The sequence below is a fragment of the Pseudomonas sp. 300 genome (genome assembly GCF_055803035.1).
In genome coordinates this window covers 2,349,714-2,374,702 of record NZ_JAVLRV010000002.1, presented here as the reverse complement: position 1 = coordinate 2,374,702, position 24,989 = coordinate 2,349,714, and the positions used below count along the sequence as shown (strand labels likewise).

Annotated in this window: 17 protein-coding genes and 1 other RNA gene; 12 read left to right on the top strand and 6 right to left on the bottom strand. The window is 60.7% G+C overall.

The window, feature by feature from the left end; all coding sequences use genetic code 11:
• Positions 1–104 precede the first annotated feature (104 nt).
• Positions 105–2,504 carry a xanthine dehydrogenase molybdopterin binding subunit gene (xdhB, locus tag Q7W83_RS17355; RefSeq protein WP_150631655.1) on the bottom strand — a complete coding sequence of 800 codons (2,400 nt, stop codon included), beginning with the start codon at positions 2,502–2,504 and terminating at the stop codon, positions 105–107.
• Positions 2,497–3,951 carry a xanthine dehydrogenase small subunit gene (xdhA, locus tag Q7W83_RS17350; RefSeq protein ID WP_473656390.1) on the bottom strand — a complete coding sequence of 485 codons (1,455 nt, stop codon included), beginning with the start codon at positions 3,949–3,951 and terminating at the stop codon, positions 2,497–2,499. The genes xdhB and xdhA overlap by 8 nt, the downstream gene beginning before the upstream one ends.
• Positions 3,952–4,219: 268 nt before the next feature.
• On the opposite strand from xdhA, the gene Q7W83_RS17345 reads away from it, so the two are divergent.
• From Q7W83_RS17345 to ffs, 6 genes are all read left to right on the top strand, one after another.
• Entirely contained in the window at positions 4,220–4,879 is a 660-nt protein-coding gene (locus tag Q7W83_RS17345) for a GntR family transcriptional regulator (RefSeq protein WP_473657643.1), read from the top strand.
• 2 nt (positions 4,880–4,881) lie between these two features.
• The gene (gene smc / locus Q7W83_RS17340) at positions 4,882–8,370 is read left to right on the top strand and encodes a chromosome segregation protein SMC (protein WP_473656389.1); all 3,489 of its coding nucleotides are present in this window, start codon (positions 4,882–4,884) and stop codon (positions 8,368–8,370) included.
• Between the two features lie 258 nt (positions 8,371–8,628).
• On the top strand, positions 8,629–9,483 hold the full coding sequence (gene zipA / locus Q7W83_RS17335; protein ID WP_017337515.1) for a cell division protein ZipA: 855 nt from the start codon (positions 8,629–8,631) through the stop codon (positions 9,481–9,483).
• Positions 9,484–9,595: 112 nt separating this feature from the next.
• On the top strand, positions 9,596–11,953 hold the full coding sequence (gene ligA / locus Q7W83_RS17330; RefSeq protein WP_150631652.1) for an NAD-dependent DNA ligase LigA: 2,358 nt from the start codon (positions 9,596–9,598) through the stop codon (positions 11,951–11,953).
• 204 nt (positions 11,954–12,157) lie between these two features.
• Positions 12,158–13,324 (top strand): zinc-binding metallopeptidase family protein, encoded by a 1,167-nt coding sequence (locus tag Q7W83_RS17325; protein WP_473656388.1) that lies wholly within the window; start codon positions 12,158–12,160, stop codon positions 13,322–13,324.
• Between the two features lie 137 nt (positions 13,325–13,461).
• Positions 13,462–13,558, top strand: an RNA gene (gene ffs / locus Q7W83_RS17320) — signal recognition particle sRNA small type.
• 184 nt (positions 13,559–13,742) lie between these two features.
• Here the strand turns inward: ffs and Q7W83_RS17315 are convergent.
• Positions 13,743–14,057, bottom strand: a complete 315-nt coding sequence (locus Q7W83_RS17315; RefSeq protein ID WP_150631639.1) for a helix-turn-helix domain-containing protein — start codon at positions 14,055–14,057, stop codon at positions 13,743–13,745.
• A gap of 415 nt (positions 14,058–14,472) precedes the next feature.
• Between Q7W83_RS17315 and Q7W83_RS17310 the strand changes: the two genes are divergently transcribed.
• Positions 14,473–16,170: a putative bifunctional diguanylate cyclase/phosphodiesterase gene (locus tag Q7W83_RS17310; protein ID WP_473656387.1), complete on the top strand. Its 1,698-nt coding sequence runs from the start codon at positions 14,473–14,475 to the stop codon at positions 16,168–16,170.
• Positions 16,171–16,182: 12 nt separating this feature from the next.
• Here the strand turns inward: Q7W83_RS17310 and Q7W83_RS17305 are convergent, their stop codons facing one another.
• A complete protein-coding gene (locus Q7W83_RS17305; protein WP_150631637.1) occupies positions 16,183–16,920 on the bottom strand; it encodes a substrate-binding periplasmic protein in 738 nt (245 codons plus the stop codon).
• Positions 16,921–17,064: 144 nt separating this feature from the next.
• Between Q7W83_RS17305 and dnaX the strand changes: the two genes are divergently transcribed.
• From dnaX to recR, 4 genes are all read left to right on the top strand, one after another.
• Positions 17,065–19,155 (top strand): DNA polymerase III subunit gamma/tau, encoded by a 2,091-nt coding sequence (gene dnaX / locus Q7W83_RS17300; protein WP_150654219.1) that lies wholly within the window; start codon positions 17,065–17,067, stop codon positions 19,153–19,155.
• Between the two features lie 66 nt (positions 19,156–19,221).
• Entirely contained in the window at positions 19,222–19,560 is a 339-nt protein-coding gene (locus tag Q7W83_RS17295; protein WP_008028561.1) for a YbaB/EbfC family nucleoid-associated protein, read from the top strand.
• Between the two features lie 264 nt (positions 19,561–19,824).
• The gene (locus Q7W83_RS17290; protein ID WP_150637514.1) at positions 19,825–20,859 is read left to right on the top strand and encodes an NADP-dependent oxidoreductase; all 1,035 of its coding nucleotides are present in this window, start codon (positions 19,825–19,827) and stop codon (positions 20,857–20,859) included.
• A 65-nt stretch (positions 20,860–20,924) separates the two neighbouring features.
• The gene (gene recR / locus Q7W83_RS17285; protein WP_133836727.1) at positions 20,925–21,527 is read left to right on the top strand and encodes a recombination mediator RecR; all 603 of its coding nucleotides are present in this window, start codon (positions 20,925–20,927) and stop codon (positions 21,525–21,527) included.
• A 144-nt stretch (positions 21,528–21,671) separates the two neighbouring features.
• Here the strand turns inward: recR and Q7W83_RS17280 are convergent, their stop codons facing one another.
• Complete coding sequence (locus Q7W83_RS17280) at positions 21,672–22,580, bottom strand: DMT family transporter (RefSeq protein ID WP_473656386.1); 909 nt, start codon at positions 22,578–22,580, stop codon at positions 21,672–21,674.
• A gap of 96 nt (positions 22,581–22,676) precedes the next feature.
• Between Q7W83_RS17280 and Q7W83_RS17275 the strand changes: the two genes are divergently transcribed.
• The gene (locus Q7W83_RS17275; protein WP_150631633.1) at positions 22,677–23,543 is read left to right on the top strand and encodes a LysR family transcriptional regulator; all 867 of its coding nucleotides are present in this window, start codon (positions 22,677–22,679) and stop codon (positions 23,541–23,543) included.
• 57 nt (positions 23,544–23,600) lie between these two features.
• Here Q7W83_RS17275 and trhP read toward each other — a convergent pair whose 3' ends face one another.
• The gene (gene trhP, locus Q7W83_RS17270) at positions 23,601–24,926 is read right to left on the bottom strand and encodes a prephenate-dependent tRNA uridine(34) hydroxylase TrhP (protein WP_150654216.1); all 1,326 of its coding nucleotides are present in this window, start codon (positions 24,924–24,926) and stop codon (positions 23,601–23,603) included.
• Between the last annotated feature and the right edge of the window lie 63 nt (positions 24,927–24,989).

Sequence of the window (24,989 nt, the reverse complement as noted above, 5' to 3'; positions counted from 1 at the left end):
GCTAGCAGGCTAGCTCCCACAGGGTTTTGTGGTGTCCACAGAATCTGAATTCAGCGCAAAATTCTGTGGGAGCCAGCCTGCTGGCGATTGGGCGCGCCTCGGTCCTAGAGCGAAGCCAACTCGGTTTCGGCTTCCTCAGCCTTCGCCGCCTTCAACTGCCGCATCTGCTCACACCCCCACAACACCCGCTCCGGCGTCGCCGGGGCATCGATTTTCGGTTGATGCTTGTAGTCGCCCAGGCTCGCCACCGCATCCTTGATCGCACACCACGAGGCAATGCCGAGCATGAACGGCGGCTCACCCACCGCCTTGGAATGGAACACGGTGTCTTCCGGGTTCTTGCGGTTTTCCACCAGCTTCACCCGCAGGTCCAGCGGCATGTCCGCCACGGCCGGGATCTTGTAGCTCGCCGGGCCGTTGGTCATCAGTTTGCCCTTGGCATTCCACACCAGCTCTTCCATGGTCAGCCAGCCCATGCCCTGGATAAAGCCGCCCTCGACCTGACCAATGTCAATGGCCGGGTTCAACGAGGCGCCGACGTCGTGGAGGATGTCGGTGCGCAGCATCTTGTACTCGCCGGTCAGGGTGTCGATGATCACTTCGCAGCATGCCGCGCCGAAGGCGTAGTAGTAGAACGGCCGACCCCGCGCCTGACTGCGGTCGTAGAAGATTTTCGGGGTCTTGTAGAACCCGGTGCTCGACAGCGAAACCTGCGCGAAATACGCCTGTTGGATCAACGCTTCGAACGTCAGGATATGGTCACGAACCCGCACGTGACCGTTGTGGAATTCCACGTCTTCTTCGCTGACCTTGTACTGCCGCGCGGCAAATTCCACGAGGCGTTGCTTGATGATTTCCGCCGCGTTCTGCGCGGCTTTACCGTTCAGGTCGGCACCGCTGGAAGCCGCCGTCGGCGAGGTATTCGGCACCTTGTCGGTGTTGGTCGCGGTGATCTGCACGCGGTCCATTTCCACCTGGAAAACTTCGGCCACGACTTGCGCAACCTTGGTGTTCAGGCCTTGGCCCATTTCGGTGCCGCCGTGGTTCAGGTGGATGCTGCCATCGGTGTAGACGTGGATCAGCGCACCGGCCTGGTTGAGGAAACTGGCGGTGAAGGAAATACCGAATTTCACCGGCGTCAGCGCCAGGCCTTTTTTCAGGATCGGGCTGTTGGCGTTGTAGCGCCGAATCGCTTCGCGGCGCTCGGCGTACTGGCTGCTTTCTTCCAGTTCGGCGGTCATTTCTTCGAGCATGTTGTGCTCGACGGTCTGGTAGTAGTGGGTGACGTTGCGCTCGGTCTTGCCGTAGTAGTTGGCCTTGCGCACCGCCAGCGGATCGAGGCCCAGATGGCGGGCAATCGCGTCCATGACTTCTTCGATGGCGACCATGCCTTGCGGCCCGCCGAAACCCCGGTACGCGGTGTTCGACGCGGTGTTGGTCTTGCAGCGGTGACCGTTGATGGTCGCGTCGCCCAGGTAGTACGAGTTGTCGGCGTGGAACATCGCCCGGTCGACAATCGACGCCGAGAGGTCCGGCGAGCAACCGCAGTTACCGGCCAGTTCCAAGGCAATGCCGTGCAGCCGGCCAGTGCTGTCGAAGCCCACGTCGTACTCGACGTAGAACGGGTGACGCTTGCCGGTCATCAGCATGTCTTCGACCCGCGGCAGGCGCATTTTGGTCGGCTGGCCGGTGAGGTGCGCGATCACCGCGCACAGGCACGCCGGGCTCGCGGCCTGGGTTTCCTTGCCGCCGAAACCACCGCCCATGCGGCGCATGTCGACGACGATTTTGTTCATCGAAACGTCCAGAACCTCGGCCACCAGTTTCTGCACTTCGGTGGGGTTCTGGGTCGAGCAGTAGACGATCATCCCGCCATCTTCAGTCGGCATCACCGAAGAGATCTGGGTTTCGAGGTAGAAGTGTTCCTGGCCGCCGATGTGCAGCGTGCCTTGAATACGATGTTCAGCGGTGGCCAGGGCACCGGCCGAATCACCACGCTGATGCGTGTGGCTGTCGAGCACGAAGTGGCGTTTGCGCAAGGCTTCGACCACGTCCAGAACGGGCTCAAGATCTTCATATTCGATGATCGCGGCCATCGCCGCTTTGCGAGCGGTTTCCAGGTCTTTTGCGGCGACGGCGAGCACTGGTTGACCGACGAACTGCACATCATCAATCGCCAGCAATGGATCACCCGGCAGCAACGGCCCGATGTCTTTCAGACCGGGCACGTCTTCATGGGTGATGGCGATGCGCACGCCTTCGAAGGCGTAGCAGGGCTTGGTGTCGATGCTGATGATTTTCGCGTGGGCGCGGTCCGATAGCCGGGCGTAAACGTGCAGCTGGTTCGGAAATTCCAGTCGATCGTCGATGTACTGCGCCTCACCGGACACATGCTTGGCGGCGCTGTCATGCTTGACGCTGCGGCCGACACCGGTGGTCAGGTCCTTGGCGAACAGTTCAGCCAATTCGGCCTGGGTCTTCTCTACGGCGTGATGGTTAGACATAAGCGGTCACCCGAGTCTCGATGTGCGGCGTTTGCAGTTCGATGAAGTATTTGCGCAGCAGGTTTTGCGCGCTGAGCAGGCGGTATTCCTTGCTGGCGCGGAAGTCCGAGAGCGGCGTGAAATCTTCGGCCAGTGCGGCGCAGGCGCGTTCGACGGTGGCGTGGTTGAACGGTGAACCGAGTAACACGGCTTCGCAGTGGGCGGCGCGTTTCGGGATGGCAGCCATGCCGCCAAATGCCACGCGGGCATCGGCAATCACGCCGTTTTCAAGGCGCAGATTGAAGGCGGCGCAGACGGCGGAAATGTCATCGTCCAGACGCTTGGAAACCTTGTAGGCACGGAACAGCTGTTCGGCACTGGCACGCGGCACGATGATCTTCTCGATGAACTCGCTTTCCTGGCGCGCGGTCACGCGGTAATCGATGAAGTAATCCTCCAGCGCCAGGGTGCGGCGAGCCTCGCCTTTGCACAGGACGATTTGCGCGCCGAGGGCGATCAGCAGCGGAGGCGAGTCACCGATCGGCGAGGCGTTGCCGATGTTGCCGCCGAGGGTGCCCTGGTTGCGGATCTGTAGGGAAGCGAAGCGTTGCAGCAATTCGCCGAAGTCCGGGTACTCGGCTTTCAAGGCTTCATAGCAATCGGAGAGGGCGGTCGCAGCGCCGATTTCCAGGCGATCGTCAAAGCGTTCGATGCGCTTCATCTCGGCGACGTTGCCGACGTAAATCATCACCGGCAGGGTGCGGTGGAACTGGGTGACTTCCAGCGCCAGGTCCGTGCCGCCGGCCAGCAGCCGCGCCTGTGGATAAGCGTCGTAGAGGTCGGCCAGATCGGCGACGGTCAGCGGCACCAGGCAGCGCTTGTCGCCACTGTTGAGTTCGCCGATATCGGTGGGGGCGATGGCTTTAAGGCGGGCGATGGTATCGGCTTCTCGAGCATCGAATTGGTCTGGTTGCTTACCGCAGCAGGACTGCTCGGCAGCTTCCAGGATCGGCCGATAGCCGGTGCAGCGGCAGAGGTTGCCGGCCAGCGCTTCGTGCGCTTTATGCGAGTCCGGCTGGTCGCTGTTCTTTTGCAGCGCGAACAGCGACATCACGAAACCGGGGGTGCAGAAACCGCACTGCGAGCCATGGCACTCGACCATGGCTTTCTGCACGCTGTGCAGTTCGCCTTGGTGCTTGAGGTCTTCGACGCTGATCAGCTGTTTGCCGTGCAGCGACGAAACGAACGTCAGGCACGAATTGAGGCTGCGATAGCGAATGTGTTCGCGGCCATCGTCATCCGTTTGCAACTCGCCGACCACCACGGTGCACGCGCCGCAGTCACCGCTGGCGCAGCCTTCTTTGGTGCCGGGTTTGCCCACATGGTCGCGCAGATAGTTGAGCACGGTCAGGTTCGGGTCCAGGGCGTGCTCGCTACGGAGTTCCTGGTTTAGTAAAAACTGGATCACGGAAGGCCTCGCAGACTCATTATTGTTGTTAACCGACTTGGACCGAATTTATCAGGTCTGACTTTCGGGTCAATGATTTTCTGACTTAAAGGTCAGGAAATAGCGTTTTGTCGATCAACAACCTGTTCCTTCATTATTGACCCTTGCGGGATTGCCTGCTTTTTTGCGGGATTCGTGCCAAAAACCGCCGAGTGGGCACTCCGCCATGACCCTTCATGTGCGCTACACTGCGCCGCTTGTGCAGATCGAAGAGTTTGAAGGGACAACCATGACGTTCAAGGCGCCGGACAGCCTCGCCGAGCAAATTGCTCACCACCTCGCCGAACGCATCATTCGTGGCGAAATGAAGCCGGGGGAGCGCATCCAGGAACAGAAGGTCACGCTGGCCCTCAATGTCAGCCGCGGCTCGGTTCGTGAAGCCTTGCTGATCCTCGAACGACGCCACCTGATCGCGATCCTGCCGCGACGCGGCGCCCACGTGACCGAACTTACCGCACACAAGGTGCAGAGCCTGTGCGCGTTGATGGGCGAGATGTACATCCTGCTCGCCAATGCGGTGGCCGCTGGCTGGAAAGTCCAGGCCGACCTGGCGCCGTTCGTGCAGATCCAGCAGCTCCTGACCGCGAGCTACGAGCGCCAGGACATCCATGCCTTCGTCGACGACAGTTTCAATGTGATGCGTGCCACGTACGAGTTTGCCAACAACCCGTACTTGCAGGAAACCGTCGAGAATCTGCAGCCGGCCATGAGCCGTGCGTATTTCCTCGCCCTGGAGCAGCGCAAGGCCTCGATGAGCGAGTATCTGGAACTGTTCGAACGCTTGCTGGCGGCCGTGATCGCCCGTGACTATGCGCTGATCCGCACCGTGCTGACCGCGTATTGCCAGCGCAGTTGCGATCTGGTGATCTCTGCCCTGACGGACGCTTAAGCGTGCGGCTCAAGTGCATCAAGCTGGCGGGGTTCAAATCCTTCGTCGATCCGACCACGGTGAACTTCCCCAGTAACATGGCGGCGGTGGTCGGGCCCAATGGCTGCGGCAAATCGAACATCATCGACGCCGTACGCTGGGTGATGGGCGAGAGCTCGGCCAAGAACTTGCGGGGCGAGTCGATGACCGACGTCATCTTCAACGGTTCGACCAGCCGCAAACCGGTGAGCCAGGCGAGCATCGAACTGGTGTTCGACAACTCCGACGGCACGCTGCTCGGCGAGTACGCGGCTTACGCGGAAATCTCCATTCGCCGCAAAGTCACCCGCGACAGCCAGACCACCTATTACCTCAACGGCACCAAATGCCGCCGCCGTGATATCACCGACATCTTTCTCGGTACCGGCCTGGGCCCGCGCAGCTACTCGATCATCGAGCAGGGGATGATCTCCAAGCTGATCGAGTCCAAGCCCGAAGACCTGCGCAACTTTATTGAAGAAGCGGCGGGCATCTCCAAGTACAAGGAGCGCCGGCGCGAGACCGAAAACCGCATTCGTCGCACCCACGAAAACCTGGAGCGCCTGACGGACCTGCGCGAAGAACTGACGCGTCAGCTCGAACGCCTGCACCGCCAGGCCGAGGCCGCCAAGAAGTATCAGGAATACAAAGGCGAGGAGCGGCAGCTCAAGGCGCAACTGTCCGCATTGCGCTGGCAGGCGTTGAACGAACAGGTCGGTCAGCGTGAAGCGATCATCGGCACTCAGGAAGTCACTTTCGAAGCGCTGGTGGCCGAGCAACGCAACGCCGATGCGAGCATCGAACGCTTGCGTGACGGGCACCATGACCTGTCCGAACGCTTCAATCTGGTGCAGGGGCGCTTCTATTCGGTCGGCGGCGACATCGCCCGGGTCGAGCAGAGTATCCAGCACGGTCAGCAACGTTTGCGTCAGCTACAGGACGATCTGAAAGAAGCCGAGCGTGCACGTCTGGAAACCGAGTCGCATCTGGGCCACGACCGCACCTTGCTGCTGACCCTCGGTGAAGAGCTGGACATGCTCACGCCGGAACAGGAAGTCACCAGCGCCGCCGCTGAAGAAGCCGCCGCCGCGCTGGAAGAATCCGAAACCACCATGCACGGCTGGCAGGAGCAGTGGGACACGTTCAACCTGACCGCCGCCGAGCCGCGCCGCCAATCCGAAGTTCAGCAGTCGCGCATCCAGCAGCTGGAAACCAGCATGGAGCGCCTGGCCGATCGCCAGAAGCGTCTCGGCGAAGAACGCGCTTTGCTCTCGGCGGACCCGGAAGACGCGGCGATCATGGAACTCAGCGAGCAGTTGGCCGCTTCCGAGGCGACGCTCGAAGACTTGCAGGCCAGTGAAGAGGCGCAGGTCGAGCGCCTTGAGCAACTGCGTCAGGAATTGCAGCAAGCGCTGTCGGCGCAGCAACAGGCCCAGGGCGATTTGCAGCGTCTCAACGGCCGTCTTGCCTCGCTGGAAGCCTTGCAGCAAGCCGCGCTCGATCCGGGCACCGGCACCGCTGAATGGCTGCGCGAGCAACACTTGGCAGACCGTCCGCGTCTGGCCGAGGGCCTCAAGGTTGAAGCCGGTTGGGAGCTGGCAGTGGAAACCGTGCTCGGCGCTGATCTGCAAGCGGTGCTGGTGGATGATTTCGGTGATTTCGATCTGGCCGGTTTTGCCCAGGGCGATTTGCGTTTGCTCAGTCCCGCCAGCGATGGCGTGCGCGTGCCTGGTAGTCTGCTCGACAAGATCGAGGCGCAGATCGATCTGTCGCCGTGGCTGGGGCAGGTTAAACCGGTTGAAAATCTCGAACAGGCCTTGGCCCTTCGTGGTCAGTTGAGCGCCGGCCAGAGCCTGATCAGTCGTGACGGTTACTGGGTCGGCCGACATTTTTTACGTGTGCGTCGGGCCAGCGAAGCGGAAAGCGGCGTGCTGGCGCGCGGGCAGGAAATCCAGTCTCTGAGCATCGAACGCGAGGAGCGCGAGGCCACGGTCGAAACCCTTGAAACGCAACTGCAAAATCTGCGGGCACAGCAGCGTCAGCAGGAAAACGGTCGCGAACATCTACGCCGTCTGCTGCAAGACGAAGCGCGCCAGCAAGGCGAATTGAAAGCTCAGTTGTCCGCCGGCAAAGCCAAGGTCGAGCAACTGACGTTGCGCCGTACCCGGCTCGATGAAGAACTCACCGAGTTGGCCGAGCAGCGCGCCCTGGAGCACGAAAACATCGGCGAAGCGCGCCTGCAATTGCAGGAAGCCCTCGACGCCATGGCGCTGGACACCGAGCAGCGTGAGTTGCTGCTGGCCCAGCGCGACAGTTTGCGTGAGCGGCTGGATCGCGTGCGTCAGGAAGCCCGGCAGCACAAGGATCACGCGCATCAACTGGCGGTGCGTCTGGGCTCGCTCAAGGCGCAACACGACTCGACGCGTCAGGCGCTGGAGCGGCTGGAAATGCAGTCCGAGCGTCTGACTGAAAAACGCGAACAACTCAGCCTCAATCTGGAGGAGGGCGAGGCACCGCTGGAAGAGCTGCGCCTGAAGCTCGAAGAGTTGCTCGACAAGCGCATGACCGTCGACGAAGAGCTCAAGACCGCACAGATTGCGCTCGAAGACGCCGACCGCGAACTGCGTGACGCCGAGAAACGTCGCAACCAGGCCGAGCAGCAATCGCAGTTGATTCGTGGCCAGATGGAAACGCAGCGCATGGAATGGCAAGCCCTGACCGTGCGCCGCAAGACCTTGGAAGATCAGCTGCTGGAAGACGGCTACGACCTGCACGGCGTGCTCGGCACACTGACGACCGAAGCCAGCGAGAAGGACGCCGAAGAAGAACTCGAACGCATTGCCGCACGCATTCAGCGTCTCGGGGCGATCAACCTCGCGGCCATCGACGAATATCAGCAACAATCCGAGCGTAAACGTTATCTGGATGCGCAGAACGACGATCTGGTGGAAGCGCTGGACACGCTCGAGAACGTGATTCGCAAGATCGACAAGGAAACCCGTAACCGCTTCAAAGATACCTTTGATCAGATCAATGGCGGTTTACAGGCGCTTTTCCCAAAAGTTTTCGGTGGAGGACGCGCCTATTTGGAACTGACGGGCGAAGATCTACTCGATACAGGGGTGACGATCATGGCGCAGCCGCCCGGAAAGAAGAACAGCACCATCCATTTGCTCTCCGGCGGCGAAAAAGCCCTGACCGCATTGGCCCTGGTTTTTGCGATCTTCAAGTTGAATCCGGCGCCGTTCTGCATGCTCGATGAGGTTGACGCGCCACTGGATGACGCTAACGTTGGACGCTACGCACGGTTGGTGAAAGAGATGTCGCAGACGGTGCAGTTCATCTATATCACCCACAACAAGATCGCCATGGAAATGGCCGATCAACTGATGGGGGTGACGATGCACGAGCCGGGGTGTTCGCGTCTGGTGGCGGTGGATGTCGAGGAGGCGATGGCGATGGTGGATGCCTGAGTCGGCGTCTGTAGGGCGGGTTTTTTTTGTCCGTCGGACTTATTTACCTGGCTCGACTTGCTGGCCAATCGACATATTCGCGCAAGCCATTGTGACAGACGGTGTAAAGTTGCCTTTGGTCGTGCTAGTTTAATGTCAATTTTTCGTATACGTGGGCAAAACGCCTGTCAGAACATAGAGTTGGCGCCACGTTTTAAAGCGGTTTGCGAGTTGTAAACCCCTTATTTTTCAGCATTTTTTATAGAGGCACGGGATTACATGGAAATCGGTCTGCGCGAGTGGCTGATCGTCATCGGCATTATTGTCATTGCCGGTATTCTTTTCGATGGCTGGCGCCGTATGCGCGGCGGCAAGGGAAAACTGAAGTTCCGTCTTGATCGAAGTCTGTCCAATTTGCCGGACGAGGACACCAGCGCCGAGCTGTTGGGCCCGCCCCGCGTCCTGGATACCCATAAAGAACCGCAACTGGACGAGCACGACCTGCCGTCGGTGAGCATGCCGGCCCGGGAGCCACGTGAGTCGGGTTCCAAACGCGGCAAGCGTGGCCATGGCGAACCGTCGCAAGGCGACATGAACCTCAGCCTGGATCTGGACGGCGGCCCGAGCTTCAGCAGTCGTGACGACGATTTCCCGGATGACACCAAGGCTTCGCCGTCGGTGAGCGACAAGGAACAACCGCAAGCCGAAGAAGTGCTGGTGATCAGCGTGATCTGCCGCGACGCCGCTGGCTTCAAAGGCCCGGCGCTGTTGCAGAATATTCTGGAAAGCGGCCTGCGCTTCGGCGAGATGGACATCTTCCATCGTCACGAAAGCATGGCTGGCAATGGCGAAGTTCTGTTCTCGATGGCCAATGCGGTCAAGCCTGGCATCTTTGATCTGGATGACATCGACCATTTCAGCACCCCGGCAGTGAGCTTCTTCCTTGGCCTGCCAGGTCCGCGTCATCCGAAGCAGGCCTTCGATGTAATGGTGGCTGCGGCGCGCAAATTGTCCCAGGAGCTGAACGGCGAACTGAAAGACGATCAGCGCAGCGTACTGACCGCCCAGACGATCGAGCATTACCGTCAGCGCATCGTTGAGTTCGAACGTCGCGCCCTGACCCAGAAGCGCTGATATTGATCGCGCCCTTGTAGGAGCCAGCAAGCGCTGGCTCCTACAATGAATCTGCGCCGTACTTACAGATTGAGCAGCCTAGGCTGCTCTTTTGCTTTATGAGAGAACACCCATGACCGCCGCCAAAACCCGCATTCTAGAGCTGCGCGCTGAGCTTGATCAGCACAACTATCGCTACCATGTGATGGACGAGCCGAGCATTCCGGACGCCGAATACGACCGGTTGTTCCACGAGCTCAAGGCCCTCGAAGCGGCCAATCCCGAACTGATCACCAGCGACTCGCCGACCCAGCGCGTCGGCAGTGCGGCGCTGTCGGCGTTCACGCAGGTGCGTCATGAAGTGCCGATGCTCAGCCTCGGCAACGCCTTCGAAGAAGCCGACATGCGTGAGTTCGATCGTCGGGTGACTGAAGGCCTCGATCTGCCGGCCGGCGACCTGTTTGGCGGTGGCGCAGCGGTTGAATACAGCTGCGAACCGAAGCTTGATGGCCTGGCGGTCAGCCTGCTGTATCAGGACGGTGTGTTGGTGCGCGGCGCGACGCGCGGCGATGGCACCACCGGCGAAGACATCAGTGTCAACGTGCGCACCGTGCGCAACATCCCGCTCAAACTGCAAGGCAGCGGCTGGCCGGCGACTCTTGAAGTGCGCGGTGAAGTGTTCATGTCCAAGGCCGGTTTCGAACGGCTCAACGCTACGCAACTGGAAGTCGGTGGCAAGACCTTCGCCAACCCACGCAACGCGGCGGCGGGCAGTTTGCGGCAGCTGGATTCGAAGATCACTGCCAACCGTCCCCTGGAATTCTGCTGCTACGGCATAGGCCAGGTCTCGGCGGACATTGCCGACACGCATATCGGCAATCTCAAACAGCTTCAGGCATGGGGTATGCCCATCAGTCGCGAGTTGAAACTGGCGCACGGTATTGATGAGTGCCTGGATTACTACCGCGACATCGGTGAGCGCCGCAACGGGCTGGCCTATGAAATCGATGGCGTGGTGTTCAAGGTCAACAGCATCGCCTCCCAGCGTGAGCTGGGTTTCCGCGCTCGCGAACCGCGCTGGGCGATTGCCCACAAATTCCCGGCGATGGAAGAACTCACCGAGTTGCTCGACGTGGAATTCCAGGTCGGCCGGACCGGTGCCGTGACGCCGGTGGCGCGCTTGAAACCGGTCAAGGTGGCGGGCGTCACTGTGGCCAACGCGACGCTGCACAACATGGACGAAGTGGCGCGTCTGGGCCTGATGATCGGCGACACCGTTGTCATCCGCCGTGCGGGCGACGTGATTCCGCAAGTGGTGCAGGTGGTCATGGAGCGCCGTCCGGAGAATGCGCGGCCAGTGCAGATTCCTGAGCAGTGCCCGGTCTGTGGCTCGCATGTCGAACGCACGCAACTGATCAAGCGCAGCAAGGGGCGCGAGACCGTCAGCGAGGGCGCGGTGTATCGCTGCGTTGGGCGACTGGCCTGCGGTGCGCAACTCAAACAGGCGATCATTCACTTCGTTTCCCGTCGCGCGATGGATATCGAAGGCTTGGGAGAGAAGAGCGTCGAGCAGTTGGTGGATGAAGGTCTGGTCAATTCACCGGCCGATCTGTACGCCCTGACGTTCGAGCAAATCGTCGATCTCGAAGGCTTTGCCGAGCTGTCGAGCAAGAACCTGCTCAGCGCCATCGAGGACAGCAAAAAGCCAGGCCTGGCGCGCTTTATCTACGCCCTCGGCATTCCCGATGTCGGCGAGGAGACGGCCAAGGTGCTGGCGCGTTCTCTCGGCTCACTGGAGCGGGTTCAGCAGGCGTTGCCGCAAGTGCTCACGTACTTGCCGGATGTCGGCCTGGAAGTGGCGCACGAGATTCACAGTTTCTTCGAGGATGCGCATAACCGGCAGGTGATCGCGGATCTGCTCAAGCATGGGCTGCAGATTCAGGATCAGGGCGAGTTGGGTGCAGAGTTCGCGGCGAGTACCACGCTGGGCGGTTTCCTCGACAAGCTGCACATTCCTTCGGTCGGGCCGGGCGGGGCACAGAAACTGGCGGACAAGTTCGGTTCGCTGGAAGGGGTGTTCGCTGCGGACTGGCTGGACATGCGTCAGGCGCTGCCAGAGAAACAGGCAAATTCGGTTCGCGAGTTCTTTGCGGTCGCCGAACATCGCCGGGTTGCTGAAGCCGCTGAAAAGCAGCTGCGTGATTTCGGCATGCACTGGCAGAGCGAGAAAAAAGTCGTCGAGGGCTTGCCGCTGGCCGGGCAGACCTGGGTATTGACCGGTTCGCTGGAATTGATGAGCCGCGATATCGCCAAGGACAAACTGGAAAGCCTCGGCGCCAAAGTGGCCGGTTCGGTGTCGGCCAAGACCCATTGCGTAGTGGCCGGGCCGGGTGCCGGTTCGAAGTTGGCCAAAGCCAATGAACTGGGATTGAAAGTTCTCGATGAAGAGGGGCTTATCAAAACATTGCGTGAGCACGGCAAGCTGGATTAAGACTTGGCAATTCAAAACTTGTGGGAGCGAGCCTGCTCGCGATGAGGCCGTTACAGTCGGCATTCATGGTGACCGGTCCAGCGCTATCGCCGGCAAACCGGTCTCGCTCCCACATTGACCGCACCAGGCTTGCTTCATCGCGGCGCGGGAACGATCTGCACGCAAGGATGATCTAGTCTTGGCAAGCCCCAGGGAGAGATCGCCATGCACCGCTTCTTCGAACAGCTCAGTTCACGCATCGCCGCGCCGTTCATTGGCGAAAGCTCGCGCAACAGCAAGGTCTGGCATTGTCGCTGCGGGCAGTCGCTGTTCTTCCGCAACAGCCAGTGCCTGGCCTGTTCAGCGGCGTTGGGCTATCAGCCTGAGCGCAGTCGCTTGTCGTCGCTGCAACCCGGCTTGCGCGCGGACACCTGGATTCTCGATGCTGATCCAGGTGCCGGTGAGTTGCGCCGGTGCGCCAATCTCGATTCCCCTGCCGCGTGCAACTGGCTGTTGCCCGCCAACGACCATGATGCGTTGTGTATCGCCTGTAGCTTGAATCGCACCATTCCTGATTTGTCGATCCCCGAGAATCAAGAACGCTGGGGCAAGGTCGAAACCGCCAAGCGTCGGCTGGTCGCGCAGTTGGTCAGCCTGGGTTTGCAGGTCATCCCCAAAACCGTGGACGAAGAAACCGGCCTGGCCTTCGATTTCATCGGCGTCGACCTCGAAGGCAAACCGCCGACCACCGGCCATGCCAACGGCCTGATCACCCTCGATATCAAAGAAGCCGACGACGCCCACCGCGAGCAGGTGCGGGTGCAGATGCACGAACCGTATCGCACATTGCTCGGGCACTTTCGTCACGAGGTCGGGCATTATTATTGGGATCGGCTGATCGCCAACGGCCAGTGGCTGGAACCGTTTCGCGGCGTGTTCGGCGACGAGCGTGCGAGTTACGCTGAGGCGCTAGATCGGCATTATCAACAAGGCGCGCCACTCGACTGGCAGCAACATTTCGTCAGCGCCTACGCCACCATGCATCCCTGGGAAGACTGGGCCGAAACCTGGGCGCACTACCTGCACATGATGGACGCGGTAGACACCGCCCTCGGCTTCGGCATGAGTGCACGGGAAATGGATTTTGACTACCAGCCATTCCCGTCCAGCACCCTTTATGATCCGCAGCATCCCGGCGGTGCGGCGTTCCTGTCATTCGTCAATGCGTGGATCGAACTCGCCGGCATGCTCAATGAGCTGTCGCGCAGCATGGGCCAGCCAGATTTTTACCCGTTCGTGTTGCCGCCGGCGGTGATCGCCAAGTTGCACTTCATTCATCTGGTGATTCAGCAGGAGGGCGGCAGGGCGGATGAGGTGTTGCAGGACTTGTAGGAGCCTGCGCACTTTTCAGGCCTGCGCATGTCCTTGAAGCCGCTCATATTTTTTAATCCAACCGAACGGTTGTAACTTCGTCTCAGACAGGTACAATGGCGCGGCTCGCCGTCAGGCAAGCGTCGTTATGGTGACCCCATCGGTCCCCCCGCAACGATTACCCGTGAACCTGGTCAGATCCGGAAGGAAGCAGCCACAGCGGGAACATTGTGTGCCGGGGTGTGGCTGGTGGGGTTGCCTCCATAACGCACCGCGAGCCTTCTCTCGCGTTATCCATTGAAAATACCGACTTGTTACTCTGCCATGGACCCTGTCCAGCGGCGGATTTTTGTCGTCTGCGATGCTGAATTCCGCCGATAAAAAAGGAGGCCGACCTGTCGAACCACGACAAGTCGGCCTCCTTTTTTCATTTCTGCCACTAAGGCTTGGACATGGCCTGGTCAACCGCTGCAATCAGCTTTCCCAGATCCTTCGGGGTGGCCTTGTGGATGACACCAAACAGGTACGCCCGCTGTTCGTCTTCATCGGCCAAATCTGCGAAGAAGACTTTCAGTTTTACCCCCAGCACGCCGGCAAGCAGGAACAGGGCTTCCACGCTGGGGGTGTAGGTGCCGGTTTCAAAACGGCTGATGGTTTTCGGGTCAAAACCGGTTTTTTCGCCGAGTTCAGCCTGAGTAAGCCCCGCGACCTTGCGGTAACGCCGAATGGCTGAACCCAAGCTTGAAATTTGCATCGCTCAATTCCCATTTAGAATCAATAACTTAACGATAGATCTTTGCATTAGGCAACTGCATGATCCATCACCTTGCTTTGCAAAATGTGATGCATTTCGTAGAATTGCCGCTCCAAAGGGTATTTGGTGACCTGTTTGCGCACGTTTGGCTGATGCGAAAGAGCCAGCATGGCGCTCCCCTGAGCAGTGTGTGGAGCGCTGAAGCATCCCTGAAGCTTGGCAAAATGTTCTCGAATTGGTTGTTGCTGCCCTTAGTCCGGGCCTTTGAGACTAGTTGATCTTCGGCGGCCAAAGGGCCATCAATCGCTGTTCATGGAGTGATCACGTGGCTCTGCGCAGGACGATTCAAAACATCTCTTCCGGGCATTGTGCGCTGGTCGAGCGGTACCACCGCTAGCGACAGCGAGCCTGACTCATGGATGAGAAATACCGCCGGGCCGTGGACGCCGCCGCGATTTTTTCCGAGACCGATCTGACCGGCCGGATTACCTACGTCAACGATCAGTTCTGCGCCGTGTCCGGTTACAGCCGTGACGAACTGCTCGGGCAAAACCATCGTCTGCTCAATTCCGGCCTGCACTCCGCTGATTTCTTCGCCGGCATGTGGCGCACCATCGCGCTGGGCAATGTCTGGAAGGGCGAGATCTGTAATCGCGCCAAAAATGGCAGTCTGTATTGGGTTGAAAGCACGCTGGTGCCGCTGCTGGATGACGCCACCGGGCGGATTCACCGTTACCTGGCGATTCGTTTCGATATCAGTGAAAAACGCCAACTGCTGCATTCCCTGCAATGGCGGGTCGGTCATGACGTGCTGACCGGGCTGCCCAATCGCGCGTTTCTCTCCGACTTGCTGGATCAGGCACTGGCGTTCTCGCGGGAGGAAAATATCCCGCTGGCGGTGTGCATGCTCGACCTCGACGGCTTCAAAGCGGTCAACGATGGCTACGGGCATGCCAGTGGCGATCTGCTGCTGGTGGAGGTGGCCAAGCGTTTGCGCGACATTGTTCGCGGCGAGGATGTGGTGGCGCGGCTAGCCGGTGACGAGTTTGTGCTGGTGTTGCGTTATGTGCGTGATGTGCCGGACGTGCGCGCGGCGCTGAATCGCGTGCTGGGCGCGATTTCGGCGCCTTACCTGCTGCGGGGAAAGGCCCTGAATGTATTTGCCAGCATCGGCGTCACCCTGTACCCGGATGACAATCAAGATGCCGAAACCTTGCTGCGTCACGCCGACCAGGCGATGTACGTGGCCAAGCAGAGCGGGCGCAATCGCTTTCATTTATTCGACGCGCTCCGGGATCGAGAGGTCAAGGCCACTCACCAGACCGTCGAGCGGGTTCGGCAGGCACTGGCCGCTGGCGAGTTACGGGTGCATTTCCAGCCGAAAGTAAACATGCGTCGCGGCGTTGTAGTCGGCTTCGAGGCGCTGTTGCGTTGGGAGCATCCGCAAAATGGCATGGTGCCGGCCCGGGAGTTTTTGCCGTTGGTGGAGGAGACGGACCTGATCATCGATATCGGTGAATGGGTGATGGATCAGGTAATGATGCAGTTGGACCGTTGGCAGCAAGCGGGGCAGGGCTGGCCGATCAGCGTCAATATCGCCGCCCGGCATTTCCAGCGGGCGGATTTCGTCGACCGGCTCAGGCGGGTGCTCGACCGGCATGCCCGGGTCGCGCCGCAGATGCTGGATCTGGAAATCGTCGAGGCGGTGGCGATAGAAAACATTCAGCATGTCAGCGCCTGTCTGCAAGCCTGTCAGGCGCTCGGCGTGCAGTTTTCCCTGGGCGACTTTGGCACCGGTTATTCGTCCTTGAATTACCTCAAGCGATTGCGAACCCAGACCATCAAGATCGACAAGTCATTTATCCGCGACATTCTGCATGACCGCGACGATTTGGCCCTGACCACGGCGGTGATTGGCCTGGCTCGCGCGTTTGGCCGACAAGTGATCGCCGAAGGGCTGGAAAGTATCGAGCATGGTGAGCTGCTGTTGCAGTTGGGCTGCGACGTTGCCCAAGGCTATTTCATCGCCCGGCCGATGCCGGCCGTTGAAGTGCCGGGCTGGGTCGAAGGTTTTGTGGCGCCGCCGCAATGGCGAGTGGATGAAACCGTGTGAGCCGTGATGCGCTCAGGGTTTGCCGACATATAGCTGGATAATGTCATCGATCTCCCCGGACATTTTCATCCTCAGCAAAGTGCGCAGGATGCGTTGCACGGGCACTTTCGGGTCGTTGCGCACGTAACAGCCGACACTCTGCACTTGCAGCACTGCCACGCCTTGCAGTTGTCGCTCAGGCAGCAGGCGCTGATTGAACCAGTCCAGCGTCCATTGATTGCTCACGGCATAGCGGTAGCGTCCGGCCATGAGTTTTTCCAGGACCTGTTCCTGGTTGCGTGCGTCCTCGCGAAGCAGGCGGCCGGCGTCGAACAGGGGTTGCAAGGTGGGGTAGCTGTAGCCGTGCACGGTGCCGATGGATTGTCGCGCCAACCCCGCCGGATTGATTGAGGTCGGCAACTCGTGCCGGCTGATCAGCACATCCGGCTGGGTCCAGAGCGGAATGCTCCAGATGTAGTCGCCAGACTGGTTTGGCGACCAGGATTGCGCGGCGTAGCAACGGACATCGACCTCGCCGTGCTCCATGGCGCTTTGCACCCGGGCCCGTGGCAGTACGTGAAACTCGGCCGGAACGCCGACCTGGGTCGCGAGGCTGACTATCACATCATGCAGGATGCCCTGGGTCGGCTGGCCGCGATCCAGCTGCACCATCGGCATCGCCCAGCTGTCGGGCACCACGAAGCGCAGCGGCGTACCGGCAGCCATGACGTTCAGACTCATCAACAGCAGTGCCCCCAAGGCCAGCCGCATAAACACTCCACTACCGATGAAACCCGAGCCGATAAAAATCGCCCCAAGTGCATCTTAGCCAGATTAGACGAGCGCGCCGGATGCAATTTTGGCCTTGCTCCGCTAGCATTAGCCGCTTCTGCTTCCCAGTGGCGATGGTTTTCGATGAGTTATCAGGTTCTTGCACGTAAATGGCGTCCGCGCTCGTTCCGCGAAATGGTCGGCCAGACCCATGTGCTCAAGGCTCTGATCAATGCCTTGGACAGCCAGCGGCTGCACCACGCTTACCTCTTCACGGGGACGCGCGGGGTCGGCAAGACCACCATCGCGCGGATCATCGCCAAATGCCTGAACTGTGAAACAGGTATCACTTCGACGCCGTGCGGTGAGTGCTCGGTGTGCCGCGAGATAGATGAAGGCCGTTTCGTCGACCTGATCGAGATCGACGCCGCGAGCCGGACCAAGGTCGAAGACACCCGCGAGCTGCTCGACAACGTGCAGTACGCCCCGAGCCGCGGGCGCTTCAAGGTCTACCTGATCGACGAAGTGCACATGCTCTCCAGCCATTCCTTCAATGCGCTGCTGAAAACCCTCGAAGAGCCGCCGCCCTACGTCAAGTTCATCCTGGCGACCACTGACCCGCAGAAACTTCCTGCAACGATTCTCTCGCGGTGCTTGCAGTTCTCGCTGAAGAACATGACCCCTGAACGGGTGGTCGAGCATTTGACCCACGTGCTGGGTGTCGAGAACGTGCCGTTCGAAGACGACGCGCTGTGGCTGCTGGGTCGCGCCGCCGATGGTTCGATGCGCGATGCCATGAGCCTGACCGACCAGGCGATTGCCTTCGGTGAAGGGCGGGTCATGGCCGCCGATGTACGGGCGATGCTTGGCACGCTCGATCACGGCCAGGTTTACGATGTTCTGCACTCGCTCATTGAAGGCGACGCCAAGGCGTTGCTCGAAGCCGTCCGCCATCTGGCGGAACAAGGCCCGGACTGGAATGGCGTGCTCTCGGAAATTCTCAACGTGCTGCACCGTGTCGCCATCGCCCAGGCCTTGCCTGAAGGCGTCGACAACGGTCACGGCGACCGTGATCGGGTGCTGGCGCTGGCCCAGGCCTTGCCGGCCGAAGACGTACAGTTTTATTACCAGATGGGCCTGATCGGTCGCCGCGATTTGCCGCTGGCGCCGGACCCGCGCGGTGGCTTCGAAATGGTCTTGCTGCGGATGCTCGCGTTCCGACCGGCGGACACGGCGGATGCCCCGAGGCAACCGCTAAAGCCAGTGGGGATCAGCCAGGCCACAGTTGATTCCGCAAACTCAGTGGCTGCCGCGCCGGTTGTTGCGCCGGTAGTCGCTGCGGCAGTTGCACCGGTTGTCACCGCGCCGATCGCGGCGGTGGTTGTTCCCGAGCCTGAGCCGGTTGCGGCCGCTGTCGTGCCCGAGCCGGTCATCGTGCCGGAGCCTGTCGTTGCGCCGGTAGCGGTCGAAGCCGTCGTCGACCTGCCGTGGAATGATCCGGTCGAACCCGAAGTCATCCAGCAGCCAGCCGTCGAGCCGGTATTGGAAACCGCCGGTGAACAACCCGAATTGCCCCCGATGCCGTTGCCGACGCCGGACAGCGTTGTGCCGGACGCGCCGGAGTGGGCTGCTGCGCCAATTCCCGAGCCGTCCGTGGCCGATGTCGACGCCGCGACCCCGGGCATCGACCCCGACGACGAGCCGCCGCTGGATGAGGATTACATCGAGCCGGACATGGACTCGGCGTACAGCTACCTCGACGAACTGGCCAGTGAGCACGCCGCCGAGCCCGCGCCGGAACCCGAACCTGAGCCGGCGTCGATGCCCGCCACCGGTTTGGCCCTGCAATGGCTGGAGCTGTTCCCGAAACTGCCGATATCCGGCATGACCGGCAGCATCGCCGCCAACTGCACGCTGATCTCCGTGGAGGGCGACCATTGGTTGATGCACCTGGACCCGGCCCATAGCGCCTTGTTCAACGCGACCCAGCAGCGTCGTCTCAACGATGCGCTGAACCAGTTTCACGGGCGCACGCTGACCCTGAGCATGGAGCTGATCAAGCCCGAGCAGGAAACGCCGGCCCAGGCTGCGTCCCGGCGCCGCGCCAACCGTCAGCGCGAGGCCGAGGAGTCGATTCACGGTGATCCGTTCATCCAGCAAATGATGCAGCAGTTCGGTGCGGTGGTCCGTAACGATACTATTGAACCTGTCGAAGCCCTGGTCAGTCAGGGCTAATAACTGAAGGCGTTCGACCGAAAGGGCCGGGCGCTGTTTTTATCCAAGTACTTTGAGGTGATTCCCATGATGAAAGGTGGCATGGCCGGCCTGATGAAGCAGGCGCAGCAGATGCAGGAAAAAATGGCCAAGATGCAGGAAGAACTGGCCAACGCCGAAGTCACCGGCAAGGCGGGTGGCGATATGGTCACCGTGGTGATGACCGGTCGTCACGACGTCAAGCGCGTCACCATCGATCCAAGCCTGGTCGAAGGCCTGAGTGAAGACGACAAAGAGATGCTGGAGGCCGTATTCGCCGCCGCCGTCAACGACGCCGTCCGCAAGATCGAAGCCAACAGCCAGGACAAAATGTCCGGCATGACCGCTGGCATGCAACTGCCACCGGGTATGAAGCTGCCGTTCTGATTCGCCAAAGCGCGTCGGATGAGCTACAAAAAAATGCCAGGCATTGCGCCTGGCATTTTTGTTTCTGCCTGATGGCGATGTAGTGTCTATCAGGCCGCTATCGCGAGCAGGCTCGCTCCCACCGGTTGATCGCATTCCAATGTGGGAGCGAGCCTGCTCGCGATGAAGTCACCTCAGTACAACTGACGAAACATCGAACGCGACACCGCCACAAAGGTCTGCTCCCTTATACCGCCGAATTCATCGATCAAAGGAGACGCTCACATGCCAGAAGCATTGACCCTCAACCAACGTATCGTCCTCGCGTCCCGCCCCGTAGGTGCGCCGACGCCGGAGAATTTCCGCCTGGAACGGGAAGCGCTGCCGGATTTGGCCGAAGGCCAGGTGTTGCTCAAAACCCTGTATCTGTCGCTGGATCCCTACATGCGCGGACGCATGAGTGACGCGCCGTCCTACGCCGCACCGGTGGAAATCGACGAAGTGATGACCGGTGGCGCTGTCAGCCGTGTCGAGCGTTCCATGAATCCCAAGTTCCACGAAGGTGATCTGGTCGTCGGCGCCACCGGCTGGCAGAGCCACAGCATCAGCGACGGTCGCAATGTCATTCCGGTACCGTCCGGGCTGCCGAGCCCGTCGATGGCACTGGGCGTGCTCGGGATGCCGGGTATGACGGCCTACATGGGCTTGATGGACATCGGTCAGCCAGCCTCCGGAGAAACCCTTGTGGTCGCGGCGGCGTCCGGCGCGGTGGGGTCGGTGGTCGGGCAAGTGGCGAAGATCAAAGGTCTGCGGGTGGTTGGCGTGGCCGGTGGCGCGCAGAAATGCCGTTACGTGGTGGATGAGTTGGGTTTCGACGCCTGCATCGACCACAAGAGCCCCACCTTCGCCGATGAGCTGGCTCAGGCGTGCCCGGACGGCATCGACATCTATTACGAGAACGTCGGTGGCAAGGTATTCGACGCGGTGGTGCCGTTGCTCAACCCCAAGGCGCGCATTCCACTGTGCGGGCTGATCGCTTCCTACAACGCCAGCGAAGCGCCGACCGGCCCGGATCGCCTGCCGCAATTGCAACGCACGTTGTTGACCAAGCGTGTGCGGATTCAGGGTTTTATCGTGTTCGACGACTATGGCGATCGTCAGCCCGAGTTCGTCAGCGCCATGGCGCCGTGGGTGCGCGACGGCAAGGTGAAATTCCGCGAAGATGTGGTCGATGGCCTTGAGAATGCGCCCGAGGCGTTCATCGGTCTACTGGAAGGACGCAACTTCGGCAAACTGGTAGTTCGGGTCGCGCAGGACTGAGAATTTGACGCTAAAGAGAGGCGCGGGTATAAACCGCGTCTCGTTGTTTTGTCGGACGTTTCCCCATGAGCTTCAGCCCTTTGATTCGCCAACTGATCGATGCCCTGCGAACGTTGCCAGGTGTGGGTCAGAAAACTGCCCAACGCATGGCGTTGCAGCTGCTCGAGCGTGATCGCAGCGGTGGCTCGCGACTGGCCCTTGCACTCAGCCAGGCCATGGAGGGGGTGGGCCATTGCCGGTTGTGCCGCACGCTGACTGAAGACGATCTGTGCCCGCAATGTGCCGATAACCGCCGCGACGATACCTTGCTGTGCGTGGTGGAAGGGCCGATGGACGTCTACGCGGTGGAGCAGACCGGTTTCCGCGGTCGCTACTTTGTGCTCAAGGGCCACTTGTCGCCGCTCGACGGGCTGGGGCCGGAAGCCATCGGGATTCCGCAATTGCTGGCGCGGATAGAAGAGGCGGGGACCTTTACCGAAGTCATCCTCGCGACCAACCCGACGGTCGAGGGTGAGGCCACGGCGCACTACATCGCCCAGTTGCTCAGCAACAAAGGCCTGATCGCCTCGCGCATTGCCCACGGCGTGCCGTTGGGGGGCGAGCTGGAGCTGGTGGATGGCGGGACGTTGGCGCATTCGTTTGCGGGGCGTAAGCCGATCGCCCTCTGAAGTGATGTGGCGTCACGGCTGACGCCATCGCGGGCAAGCCCGCACACAGGGTTTTGTGTTGATCAAATAATGGGGTCGACACAAACCCTGTGGGAGCGTGGCTTGCCCGCGAAGACGCCAGACGCATCACCACAAAACCCCCAATCAAACACTGGCCACCCGAATCGCCAGCCACCGCCGCTCCAGATTCAACGCCAACACACTGACCAACACGACCATCGCCCCCACAACAACCATCAACGTCGGCCGCTCACCCAGCGCAAACGAGGCCATCGCCATCGCTGTCGGCGGCACCAGATACAGGGTCATCGTCGCCCGGCTCAAATCAACGTGGGCCAACACAAACGCCCAGGCCAGGTAGGCGAGCGCGCTTGGAAAAATGCCCAGCGCCAGCACCGCCAGTTGCACCTGCATCGGCGCGTTGAGCACTTGCGCCGCCAACCCCGGCAGATAAACCAGCAACAACGCGGTCCCCGACCACACCGTGTAGCAGACCAGTGTCAGCCCGTCGTGACGCCCGGTGTGATGTTTCTGTAGCGCGAAGTAGAAACTCCAGGACAACGCTGCCAGCAGAATCAACACGCCGTGGGCGTCGATGCTGCCCAGTCCGCGATCGCCCGCGACCACAATCACCACGCCGATCAATCCGAGAAAAACACAGCCCCAGCGCCAGGCGCTCACCCGGTCCTTGAACACGAAGCGCGCCAGCAGCGTGCTGAACAATGGCGTCGATTGCGCCAACACGCTGGACGCTCCGGCGCTGATCCCTTGCTGACCAAAATTGATCGCCACGTGATGCAGGCTCACCGCAAAAAAACCGAGGCCGAACAGCAGCGGCAAATCGCGCAGGTTCGGCAGACTGATGCCTTTGAACCCCGCGACCAGCGCCATGAACAATGACGCGATCAGAAACCGCAGCAACGCCAGATGCCCGGGGTCATAGGCTTGCAAGCCGATGTGGATACCGGTGGGGGAATACCCCCAGCACGCGACGACGAAGGCCATGGCCAGGATGATTTTGAGGGGAGAGGCGGCGGTTGAGAGGGCTGGCATGGTCGGGCACCTGTGGGCAGATGCTTCAAGTATCAGAACACGGATCGTTCGCCACAACTGACTTATACTGCGTTAACTGTTCACTTTGGGTGATGTATGGAGCTGGCGCAGATTCGCATGTTCAAGACCGTGGCCGACGTCGGCAGCATCGCCCGGGCAGCCGAGCTGTTGCATTGCGTGCCGTCGAACATCACGGCACGGATCAAATCGCTGGAAGCCGAGTTGGGCGTCGCGTTGTTTATCCGCGAAGGCAGAGGGTTGCGCATCAGCCCGTCGGGGCAGACTTTTCTGGCCTACGCCTCGAAGATTCTGGCCATGACGGCGGAAGCCAAGCGGGCGGTCGACCCCGCCGCCGAGCCATCCGGCCCGTTGCGTATCGGCGCCATCGAATCGTCGGCCACCGGCCGCTTGCCTCGTTTACTCGCCAAATTCCACAAGCGTTATCCGGCGGTGGCGCTGGAACTGACCACCGGCACCTGGGGCCAATTGCTCGATGACACGGTCAGTCACCGGCTCGACGGCGCGATTGTCGCGGTGGATGTCGAGCGCTCACAACTCAAGCGCACGCCGATGTACCGCGAGGAGCTGCTGTTGATCGCCTCGACGTCGCTGGGGCCGCTGCGTGAGAACGCTGATTTGCAGGACAAGACCGTGTTCATGTGGCCTCAGGGGTGTCCATACCGCGCGGCGCTGGAGCATTGGTTGTTGCGCCAGGGGCAGGCGCTGCCGATTGTCAGCCTGGCGAGTTACGGCGCGATTGTCGGGTGCGTCAGCGCGGGGGCGGGGATCGCGCTGGTGCCTAAGGGGGTGTTCGATCAGTACGCCCAAGGCGCCGGTTGCGCGGGGTATGAGTTCCCCGAACTGACCGCCATCGACAACCTGTTCTACTGGCATGAAAACGCCGGGGTTCACCCGGCGCGAGAAGCGTTTGTGGCGATGTTGCGCGAAGAGTTCACCCAATAACACCGCGCCCTCTGCGGGAGCTGGCGGTGTTTCAGAAGAACAGGTGTAGATCGAAAATTACACCCCGCTCACATCCCGCATCAACAACCCGAAGCGCAAATCCACCGCATCCGGAATCGGCAGGTACACGGTGTGCCCATCCCCCGGTGCCACTTCGATGGGCTGGCCTTTGACGTTCTGCAACTGGTGCAAATCGAAGTGGAAGTTGCCCTTGGGCGTCATCAGTTCCATGTGATCGCCCAGGCCAAAGCGGTTCTTCACTTTGACTTCCGCCAGCCGGTCACGCCGCTCGCCGGTCAGCTCACCGACAAACTGTTGCCGCTCCGACACCGAGCTGCCGTTCTGATAATTCTGATATTCGTCATGCACGTGCCGACGCAGAAAACCTTCGGTGTAGCCGCGCTGGGCGAGGGATTCCAGATCGCTCATCAGGCTGCGGTCGAACTCGCGACCGGCCACCGCATCGTCGATCGCCCGGCGATAAACCTGAGTCGTGCGCGCGCAGTAAAAGTGAGATTTGGTTCGCCCTTCGATTTTCAGCGAATGCACGCCCATCTGCGTCAGACGCTCGACGTGCTGCACGGCGCGCAGGTCCTTGGCATTCATGATGTAGGTGCCGTGTTCGTCTTCGAAGGCCGGCATCAGTTCGTCGGGGCGGTTGGCTTCCTGCAACAGGAATACCTGGTCGGTGGGCGCGCCAATTCCCAGTGTCGGTTCGGGCTGGAAGGTCTGCACGATTTCGCCGAGATGATTTTCCGTGGCCTGCTGCGCCGAGTACTTCCAGCGACAGGCATTGGTGCAACTGCCCTGATTGGCATCGCGTTTGTTCATGTAGCCCGACAGCAGGCAGCGCCCGGAATAGGCCATGCACAACGCGCCGTGGACGAACACTTCCAGTTCCATGGTGGGCACTTGCTGGCGGATTTCGGCGATTTCTTCCAGGGACAGTTCCCGCGACAGGATGATCCGGCTCAAGCCTTGTTGCTGCCAGAACTCGACACTCGCCCAGTTGACCGTGTTGGCTTGCACCGACAGGTGAATCGGCATCTGCGGGAAGTGCCGACGCACCAGCATGATCAGGCCCGGGTCGGACATGATCAGCGCGTCCGGCGCCATGGCAATCACCGGCTCCAGGTCCTTGAGGAAGGTTTTGAGTTTGGCGTTGTGCGGGGCGATGTTCACCACCACGTAAAAGCGCTTGCCCTGGGCCTGGGCTTCGCGAATGCCGAGCGCCAGGTTGGCATGATCAAACTCGTTATTGCGCACCCGCAGGCTGTAGCGCGGCTGACCGGCGTACACCGCATCGGCGCCATAGGCAAAGGCATAACGCATGTTTTTCAGGGTGCCGGCGGGGGCGAGCAGCTCAGGTGTGAAAAGGGTCATGGGCGGGTCGATCGCAAAAACCACCGAGGGTAATCGGCTTGTCCGCGGCGTACCTTGATCTGG